General features: G+C 46.5%; 8 protein-coding genes. 6 read left to right on the top strand and 2 right to left on the bottom strand.

Annotated elements, in window-relative coordinates; all coding sequences use genetic code 11:
- The 6 genes from A3756_RS27535 to A3756_RS06595 all read left to right on the top strand — a co-directional run.
- Positions 1 to 435 (top strand): type II secretion system protein (locus tag A3756_RS27535; RefSeq protein WP_068553140.1); only part of this gene is annotated, 435 nt, incomplete at its 5' end.
- Positions 436 to 496: 61 nt separating this feature from the next.
- The gene (locus A3756_RS06615; RefSeq protein ID WP_068740403.1) at positions 497 to 1,042 is read left to right on the top strand and encodes a type II secretion system protein; all 546 of its coding nucleotides are present in this window, start codon (positions 497 to 499) and stop codon (positions 1,040 to 1,042) included.
- The gene (locus tag A3756_RS06610) at positions 1,039 to 1,590 is read left to right on the top strand and encodes a prepilin-type N-terminal cleavage/methylation domain-containing protein (RefSeq protein ID WP_197469704.1); all 552 of its coding nucleotides are present in this window, start codon (positions 1,039 to 1,041) and stop codon (positions 1,588 to 1,590) included. The genes A3756_RS06615 and A3756_RS06610 overlap by 4 nt, the downstream gene beginning before the upstream one ends.
- Positions 1,590 to 2,384, top strand: a complete 795-nt coding sequence (locus A3756_RS06605) for a type II secretion system protein (RefSeq protein ID WP_068553138.1) — start codon at positions 1,590 to 1,592, stop codon at positions 2,382 to 2,384. The genes A3756_RS06610 and A3756_RS06605 overlap by 1 nt, the downstream gene beginning before the upstream one ends.
- Positions 2,374 to 2,802, top strand: coding sequence for a hypothetical protein (locus tag A3756_RS06600; RefSeq protein WP_068508270.1), 429 nt, complete (start codon positions 2,374 to 2,376; stop codon positions 2,800 to 2,802). Before A3756_RS06605 ends, A3756_RS06600 begins: the two co-directional genes overlap by 11 nt.
- A complete protein-coding gene (locus A3756_RS06595; protein ID WP_068553134.1) occupies positions 2,795 to 7,717 on the top strand; it encodes a DUF6701 domain-containing protein in 4,923 nt (1,640 codons plus the stop codon). Before A3756_RS06600 ends, A3756_RS06595 begins: the two co-directional genes overlap by 8 nt.
- 85 nt (positions 7,718 to 7,802) lie before the next feature.
- Here the strand turns inward: A3756_RS06595 and glnG are convergent, their stop codons facing one another.
- Entirely contained in the window at positions 7,803 to 9,254 is a 1,452-nt protein-coding gene (gene glnG, locus A3756_RS06590) for a nitrogen regulation protein NR(I) (protein ID WP_068508266.1), read from the bottom strand.
- A gap of 4 nt (positions 9,255 to 9,258) precedes the next feature.
- Positions 9,259 to 10,234: nitrogen regulation protein NR(II) (gene glnL / locus A3756_RS06585; protein WP_068553133.1), on the bottom strand; the 976-nt coding region annotated here is incomplete at its 5' end.

Here is a 10,234-nt window from a genome sequence, read left to right as displayed (position 1 = left end):
GTTATCGTGATCTTAGGTATTTTGGCAGCCTTTGCATTGCCTCGTTTTGCAGACTTAGGTGGTGAAGCGCGTGCTGCAGCACTTCAAGGTGCTTATGGCGCGATGAGGTCTGCGTCATCCATAGCTCACGCAGACTATTTGGTTCAGGGCGATAACTCCTTGACTGAAATTACAATGGAAGGTCAGGTTATTCAGATGTTGAACGGCTATCCTGAAGCACAAACTGCTGGATCTGAAGGTATTCTTGATGCTGCTCAGATTACTGCTGCTGATTTCGATTTGGGTGGTACTCCAGGCGGTTTAGCAACTTCGACGGTTACAGTGACAGCTTCAGGTGTAACACCAGCTAATGCAGCAACTTGCCGTATTACCTATACAGCTGCTACAGCAAATAATAGCCCAACTATTTCAATTGATGTTACGAATTGTGATTGATTAGTAGTTGTGTGAAAAAGCGCCGGTGGGCGCTTTTTTTCGTTTTTTAAAGGCAAGATTTTTGTCGAACAAGATCATAGCAAACTATTCAAAACAGACTAACCAGCATGGTTTTACCTTGATTGAGCTGGTGATGGTCATCGTGCTCATCGGTGTTCTAAGTGTCGGTGCCAATAGCCTGTTCTCTTCAAAAGACTCCTATGCAGACTACTTAGCCAAGGAAAGGCTTCTTTCTCTTGGTTTACTCGCGCAACAGTTAGCCTTGGGTGTCAGTGCTCAAGAGGTGCAAATAGCGGGTGCGGCACCTATACCGTCGGGAGATCCAGCGGAAATACAGTTTATTCGTACCGCTGGCGGCGACCTGCATTTTACCCTACTGAAGCATCAGCAAAGCGTTCAGACTTATCAACTGGAAACACCTTTGCCCACAATTTCAATAGATGGCCTTGCGCTGGCGTTGGGGGCTACTGTTAGTTTGGCGTGGGATCAAACAGCAAGTATGGACGATGCCGCAAATCACAATGTTACGATCGTTGGTACGAAAACCCATCGTATTTGCTTCTCCTCCTCGGGTTTTGTTTACGAATCGTCGGGGGCATGCCCGTGAGAGCTAATGTTACTCGTTCAAGAAGTTTAAGCCGACAGCAAGGCGTCACCTTGGTTGAACTCGTCATTTCTATTGTGATTCTATCGATTGCTATGGTTGCAGTGCTGAACTCTTTCAGTTTTACCATGAAACATAGTGCTGACCCCCTTTGGAGGAATAAGACCTTAAAGCTGACACAGTTATATTTTGACGAAATATTATCAAAGAATTATGACCACGCTACGCCCGTGGGTGGTGTGCCGATGGTCGCGAGCCCAGGTTGTACAGCAGCAGATCTGGGGCCGGATTCACCCGGGGGCGTCCTGGAAACTCGCTCTGTCTATAACGATGTGGATGACTATGATGGTTTGACAGATGCTCCACCGGTCAGCTTAACTGCAGGTTTAGATAGTTCTTATGACAGTTATAGTGTTTCTATTAGTGTGGCGTGCGATACCGCTAACTTAGTGTCAGCGAGTGCAACGAATCACGCCAAGAAAATAACTATTTCGATAACGCCACCGGGCCAAAGTACGATGACCTTTGCCGCTTATAAGGGGAACTTCTAATGTCGCGCCCCTTAAATGACTCTAAAGGATTTACCTTAATCGAGATGATTGTCACGATTGTCGTGATAGGTATTCTAGGTGTAGGAATTGCCGGATTTATCGGTCGAACTACGGAGGGCATGATCGATGCCTCTGAGCGCGGTAAAATATCTGCCATTGCTTGGGTGGTATCAGAGAAGCTAAGTAGAGAACTACGATTAGCTTTACCGAATAGTATTCAAACGCTTAGTGGCGGCTCATGTATTGAGTTTATTCCCACTGTCGCTGCAACGGACTATTTAAGTGTGCCGATTTTAAGTGGGGCCAGTAGTTTCGAGGTGGTACCTTTTGCTAGCTACGTGGATGCAAGTGTCGATACTAGCCAGGACAGAGTGGCCGTTTATAGTAATGCCGTCAGTGATGTTTATGACCTATCTGGAAGCCAGCGCGTAATTAGTAGCTTGCTTTCTAGTATTACTGCCGGCGCAACAGCCGGTGCTTTGACGATTAACTTACAATCAAGCCATCAATTTGTCAGTGACTCCCCAACTAAGCGTTTGTTTATTAGTCAGGACCCCGTGATGTTTTGTTTTAGCGGTGGCTTTCTCTATCGTTATTTTGATTATGGCTTTGATTCGACCCCTGATACCAACAAGCAAAATGTCATGGCAAATGGTGCGAATTTAGGTAGCTTTGCTTATACAGACGCCAGCCTGACTCGTAATGCTGTGGTAAATATTGCTTACAGTGTTACAGGTAGTAATGGTGAACTCCAGGCCGTAAATCAAGAGGTGCAAATTCGCAATGTACCCTAGGCAACTCCACTTTAGACAACTACACCTTAAGCAGCGAGGTATTGGACTTCCTGCGACAATATTTTTGATCGTTATTCTTGCTTTGATCGTTTTGGCAATGAGTGATCTGGCTGAAGATTCCAGTATGGGCTTTGCTCAAGACTTTGAATCTACACGAGCCTTTTACGCGGCGGAAAGCGGTGCTCAGATAGCGCTAAACAGAGTGTTCGTTGGCGGGACAACTTGTAATGATGCAATGGGGTATCTGGACTTTGATGCAGGAGGGAGTAACCCTGGCTTGGATAACTGCATTGCACAACTGATTTGCCGAATTGATACGGTGGCAGGTACAAATTATATGACATTTACAAGCACAGCGACCTGTGGAAGTGGTTTGGACCAGGCGACTCGTTCGGTGCAGGTGAGGGCTCATGATTAATAAGGGTGTTTTGTTATTGTTCCGACTTATTACAAGTATATGTGTGATTGTCTGTCTGTTTACTTTCGCTAGTAGTGCTCATTCTGCAATTACTTTTGTAGCTAGTACGACTGAAGATGGCAATAACGATGATGTCACTCTTACTGTACCAGCGAGTGCTGAAGAAAATGATTTGTTATTGGTGCAGATTACTATCCGAAACAGAAGTGGTAGTGATGGGGTGACAGCGCCAGCTGGTTGGACTCAGATTAGCTCTCAAGACAGAGACGATGATGTACTCCAATCATTGTACTATCGCCTGGCTACGTCTGGCGACGCTGGGACCGGGTATAACTTTGATTTTGATGGCAATCGGAATCGGCGGTATATAGGTGGTATGTCTGTCTTTCGAGGTGTCGATACCTCCACACCAATAGATGATGAAGATTCTAGCGTAGGTATGAGTTGGTCCAGTGTGACAGCACCGTCGGTCAATACTTCAGGCTCGGGGGGAATGCTGGTGGCATTTTATACGCTTGAAGCCGGAGACGCAGCGTTTTCCGCACCTGTCGGTATGACTGAAATGTACGATATTGAGGAACATAAGGGTAATGACGGAATAACAACAATGGCCGCATATGAGCTTCGACCTACGGCAGGTGCATCGGGTGATCGAGTCGCGACGGCGTCAACAATTTTTGATGATGCCATTGGTCACTTAATTGCTTTGAGAGAAGGGGCGAGTGGTGTATTGAATGTTGATAGTGTCCATGGTGCCTGTGGTGTTGATAATCTCTTGGTAGTCGAATTCGACAATACCATTGATAGTGATGCCTTAGATACTAGCTACTACTCCTTAAATGCAGCGACGATTAGTAGTGTTAGTCAGCAAAGTGACACAACGGTTGTATTGCAGGTAACAGGAATTGTAGCGGGCCAGGCATATACCTTGACGGTGGATGGTACTGATCACAGCGTTGATTTCTCTGGTTTAACTGGTCATTACTTTGATCAACGTAACGGAAGTGGAACCAAGGTTTCTCAGCCTTCAGGTTTATTTACCGGTACGGAATATCTGCGTAAAGATAGCCAAGTGGATTTTGGTTGGGGCTCAGGAACGCCGACTATTTTCCCTAGTACCTCTGGAAATAATGAGCGTTTCAGTATTCGTTGGAATGGCTATGTGGTACCGACACAAACAGGTAGTTATGAGTTCCGGCTGTATTCAGATGATGGTGTACGCTTAGACCTTGAAGGTAGTGAGATTATTAATGACTGGAGCCTTCATGGACCGCGTTATTCGAGCACTTCTGCGGCGCAATCATTAAATTCTGGGCAGGGCTATATCGTTCAGATGGAGCACTTTGAGCATACTGGTCAAGCTTATGCTCGTTTGCAATGGCGCCGTGACGGTGGCAGTTGGGAAGCTATTCCAAGTGCAGCTTTGAGTTCATGTGCGGTCACAGGTGAGCTACCTGAACCTGTCGCAGAATTTCGAATGGACGAGACGGCTTGGTCTGGCTCATCAGGCGATGTGGTGGATAGCTCTGCCAGCCCTAGTAATGGAAGTTCTCAAAATGGCTTAGACACGACGAGTACAGCACACCTTTGCCGAGCAGGCGATTTTGATGGAGTTGATGACTACATTGAAAGCTCTGAAGTGGGGGCAACTCTAACGGGGACTTCTTCTCTGAGCTTTTGGATTAAGACCACACAAGTTGGAAATAATACTGGATGGCAGGCGCCCGGTATTGCCGGGGTGGAAGAGTCGGGTGGCTCGGACGATATCTTTTGGGGCTGGATCGATGCCTCGGGCCATATTGGCTTATCGGTTGGTAATGATTACTCGTCAAAGTCCTCAGGTGTGATCAATGATGATAGCTTTCATCATGTGGTGCTAACACGTGATGCCGGTAGTGGTGCGTATAAAATATATATTGATGGCGTGTTGGATCAAAGTGGCACCGCAGCAGCAGGTGTGATTGGCAACTCTTTCACGAGTATCGGCCGGATAGAAGATACAGGTGGTTCGCCAGAGTACTTTCAAGGTCAGCTAGATGAAGTCAAAATATACAACAGCGTTCTAAGTGATTCGCAAGTGAATGCCTTATATACCGAGACACGTTCATGTGGCGCCTATCAGCCTCTTGCTCACTTTGCCTTTGAGCAAAATAATTGGTCGGGCGCAGGCGTGTCGATCGAGGATTATTCGGGTAACGGTAATGCGGGATTAAGTGTCGGTAGTGCAGAGTCCCATGCCAGCGGCCAGGTTTGTAAAGGTAGTTTTATTCCCGACAACTCAAATTCAGCAACGATTGATGCCATTGACTCACAGCTGGACTTGGACACAGACGTAGGTAGTCAAGGGACTATTGTGCTTTGGTATCGAGCTGAAGAGAACTGGGTGGGGAGTGGAGATAAGACCTTAATTGATGCAACTACCGATGTCATAGGAAATTCTAACGATAAGTATTTCTTCTTGGCAAAATTAAATGATGGTCGCTTACGATTTGCCTTGGAAGATAGCGCGGATCTTGATTTCAACTTATACACAAGTGCTAACTCAGTTGTTGCGGGAACGTGGGTTCATCTTGGCGTAACCTGGGACTTATCTGCCGATGAATTGCATATATATGTTGATGGAAGCTCTGCTGCCTCATCGTCAATTTCATCTAACGGCACTATGGGTGATGTAGGAAATATCTTCTTCGGGGACAATTCATCTACTTATCTAACACCAGGCGCTTCAGCTTATGGCCGTTTGGATGAGATTAAAGTTTACGATAGCGTGCTGACTGAAGCAGAAATTGGAACGGCTATGGGGGACTCTCATGCTTGTAGCTCGTGTTCTTTAGGTAGTTTTTCGATTACTCAGCCTGACTATGGGTTAGCCTGCCCGAGTTCCAGAGCTGAAGTGAGTATTCAAGCTGTATGTGCGGATGGTGTTACTGATAAAACTGACTATGTTGGTACGATTGGTTTAAGTACCAATGATGATTCAAATAGCGAGTTTTATGATGCTGCTAGCGGTGGTTCCTCCATATCGGGTCTCACTCTGGATGGCTCTGAAAGCGGTGCAGCAACGGTCTTTTTATTCCATGAGAGGGCGGTTGATGGTGTGGTCGTGACCGCCGAAGATACTGCAGAGAGTGTAAGCTCTACCGCAACGCCGGGTACAAACTTTAGTGCTTACGGATTTGTTGCGACCAACCCGGCCTCTTTTGTTTGTGGTAATTCTGAATCGATGACATTAACCGCTGTCGGTCAAACTCAACCAAGTGGTAGTGCTTGTTCAGTGTTGACTGATTTTGACGGGAGTAAAGACTTAAAAGCATGGTTTGAGGTGAATTATCAATCTGATGAGTCACCCGCTATTGCAGATACGGCCAGGACTTCCCTAAGCCTTAATAACACGCTTATCGCTAACAGTTTACCTGCTAGTGATAATCTGACTTTAGATTTTGATCAAGGTGTAGCAGATCTTGACGTTAGGCATTTAGATGCTGGACAAATATTGTCTATTAACTTTGAACATGAGGATGGGCTCAGTGAAACGCCACTTATGCAAGGTCTTATGTCTAATGCCTTTGTTGTCTCTCCTTCCTTGATTGAGTCGACTGTACCGAGCGCGCCAAGTTGTTCTTCTCCTTTTGGATCTTGCAGTGAGTTTGCAACGGTCGGTGATAATTTTACTCAGCAGCTTAGAGCTGTCTGCGCGGATGCAAGCGCAACAACGGCTGAGAGCTATATCAGTCCTTCGCCAATATCGTTGCGTAGTAATCTTATTGCACCGCTAAGTGGTGTTAATGCCAATGTTGCCGAGAGCGATGTGGCCTTTACATTGGCAGATGATGGTGTTGTGTCGGTGACGCAACAAATAGATGAGGTGGGGGTTTTCACTATGGAAGCCTATGCCGTGCCCGATTATGCGGGTGAAGTCGTCAGCGGTGGTACAAGTGGTAATGTTGGTCGGTTTATCCCTGATCGTTTTGATGTGAGCTTTTCCGTCACAGGAGGAAATTTTGCCCCAGCGTGTAATGTCGTTGGACTATCGCCCTTCACTTATATGAATCAGGCCTTTCAATGGAATACTGTCCCTGAATTGACGATAAGTGCTGTACGTGCTGATGGCACGATTACACAAAACTATGAAGGTGATTTTTGGCGCTTGGGTGCAAACCTGGAGCTAGATGAGTCTTGTGGTGGTAGTGTAGGCGTTAAGGGTTTTTGCTATACCGATAATGCAGCGACGGCGGCGACATTATCCTCGCCAGTTGGAGATATAAGTTATGGTGCGACAACAGATATTGATGGAACGCTTAGCTTACTTATCCACTCTAGTAACCCTAACTTCAGTTATGATCGACCTGCAGGGACCAATATCGTTCCTTTTGACGCAGATATTGATTTGGTCGTTACTTTGGAAGACGATGATGATGTGACAGGCACTAGTAATTTAGCAGCGCTTGGTTTCCAATTTAGCTCAGAATTACGGCAAGGACGGTGGAAAATGGAGAATGCCTATGGGCCTGATACTCAAGCGTTAAAAATGAAGGCTTACCCCCAATATTATTCTAGCGCCGGAACCTTTGTTGCCCATACTGATGATCAATGTACCGCAGTTGTTCCAACTGTTACACCTTTAGGTAGTGGTGCTACGAGCTTAGAAGATATTCTTGTGGGTTCAGAGTTAACTACCTTAAGTGTGAATGCTCCTCTCGATGATGCGCAAAATGAAAACTTTAGCTTCAGCGCTCCAGGAGTCGGCGGGGCTGGAAAAGTTCAAGTTAATCAGGACTTATCTGCATTGCCATGGTTGCGTTTTGACTGGGACGGAGATGGCGCTCTGGATGATGAGCACCCCTTTGTTGAGGCGCAGTTTGGTCAATATCGAGGCCACGACAGAATTATCTACTGGCGAGAAGTGAGTAACTGATTCTAGGTCGTGCTCCAAGGTTTGGGCATAGCGCGGGATGGAACCCGCTGCCTACAAAATATGAGAGTAATGCGGAGGGAGGGGCTTAATCCTCTTCCTCAGTACTCTCTTCAAAGCTCATATCAAGCTCTTTGATTTTACGGGTAAGCGTATTCCGGCCCCAGCCTAATAACTGGGAAGCATCTCTACGTCGTCCGCCAGTATGGTTCAATGCCGTATCGATCATAATACGCTCAAACTGGGGAACAGCTTGATCCAGAATGGCACTATTACCTTTTTTAAGTTCCTGGTCAGCCCACTTTCGCAAGGCTTCCTGCCAAGTACTTGCTGTTGGAGCAGTGTTATCTTCATCTAATAATTCTGGCGGCAGGTCTGATACATGAACCTCTCTACCACTAGCCATGACGGTTAACCAGCGACAGGTGTTTTCTAGCTGTCGAACATTACCTGGCCAGGGCATGGCACTTAAGTACTCTTCGGTCTCAGGGCGTAATTGCTTGATGTCGACCGAGAGCTCTTCAGCTGCTTTGCTTAAGAAGTAGTTCGCCAGGGTGGGGACGTCTTCACTTCGGTCGCATAGTTTAGGTAGGTGAACGCGAATAACGTTCAAACGGTGAAATAAATCTTCCCGGAAGCTACCTTCTTGAACCAGACCTTCAAGGTTTTGGTGGGTTGCAGCGATAATCCTAACGTTAACCTTAACGGGTGTGGTGCCACCGACTCGATAAAACTCACCATCAGCAAGTACACGTAATAGGCGGGTTTGCGTATCGGCAGGCATATCTCCGATTTCATCGAGGAAAAGTGTACCGCCATCAGCCTGTTCAAAGCGTCCGGTGCGCTGTCCTCCAGCACCTGTAAAGGCACCTTTCTCATGACCAAATAACTCAGACTCAATCAGGTCGTTGGGAATTGCAGCCATGTTTAAGGCAATAAATGGTAACTGTGCACGGGGGCTATGCTGATGCAAAGCACGAGCGACCAGTTCTTTACCTGTTCCTGATTCGCCATTGATCAGAACCGTTATATTTGACTGTGATAAGCGGCCGATAGCGCGAAACACTTCCTGCATCGCTGGAGCTTTACCAATGATTTCAGTATTTTCTTCATTGAGCTCCGGTGCATCAGGCATATTCTGTGCTTTTTGCTCTTGGGAGTGAGCAATGGCGCGTTTGATTAGTGCGACGGCATCATCTAGATCGAAGGGTTTGGGTAGGTAGTCGAAAGCGCCACTCTGATAGGAGGAAACAGCGCTGTCCAAGTCGGAATGAGCGGTCATAATAATGACCGGAACTGCCGGTACGCCACGATGCAAGTTATTAGCTTGAATCTTTTCAAGTAGTGCAAGCCCATCAATGCCAGGCATGCGAATATCACTGATAATCGCATCAGGGCTCTCGCTAGAAAGTCGCTCTACTACACCTTCACCGCTTTCAAAAGAGCGAAGCTCGTAGTCTTCTTTTGCTAGCGCTTTTTCAAGTACCCAGCGTATAGAGCGGTCATCATCAATGATCCATACAAGTGGCTTTGTTGTCATAGTGTTACTCCGAGATACTTGAAACGTTTGTTGGTTTAGGTGAGCGCGTGCTATCGATAGGGATATAAATAATGAAGTCGGTTTTACCTGGTTTGCTTTCGCACTCGACCAAGCCATCGTGCTTGGTAAATATGCTTTGCGTAATGGATAAGCCCAGACCTGTACCTTCTGCGCGCCCACTGATCATGGGGTAAAAAATATTCTGAATGGAATCCTTTGGTATACCTGGGCCGTTGTCGATAATATCAACCTTTAGTACCAGTCGATGTCGAGTATGACCAATAGTGAACTGCCTTAGAGTTCGCGTTCTCAAGACAATCTGAGGTGAAGGATTTTCGTCTTTTTGCTCAGACAGTGCTTGAAGTGCATTTTTCGCAATGTTCAGAAACGCTTGAATTAACTGACTTTTATCGCCCAGGAATTCAGGAATACTTGGGTCGTAGTCCCTGATAATATTAATTTTGCCTGCAGATTCGGCATGAATCAGGGTGTGAACTCTTTCAAGAATCTCGTGGATGTTTGTTTCACAACGCTTGAGGGCTTTATTAGAGCCGAGCATTCGATCTACCAGACTTCTCAGCCGGTCCGACTCACTCATTATAATTTGTGTGTATTCATGATGCTCTGGGTTGGTCAGCTCTGCATCAAGTAGCTGAGCGGCACCCCGAATTCCACCGAGAGGGTTCTTAACCTCATGAGCGAAGCCACGAACAAGGATTTGAGCTGTTTCCTGGTTCTCATGCAGCTGTTCTTCACGGCTGATCCGCTTCAAACGATCCTTTGCTTGCATTTCGATCAGCAGTAAATCCTGAGAATCTTGAGAGAACTTTGATGCCGAGCAGTCTGCAAGAAGCTCTTGGCCGTTGTGTAGAATAAACTCGCAGTCACGTTGAGTGTATGAGTGCCCGCCATCAATAATGGCCTGGAACTCGTCAAACAAAAGTTCTTCATGTTTAATAAAGAGGTGATCTAGCTTGCTG

It is taken from the genome of Oleiphilus sp. HI0086, from assembly GCF_001635225.1.
The sequence above is the reverse complement of the archived record's forward strand: the minus strand, read 5'-3'. Positions and strand labels throughout refer to the sequence as shown.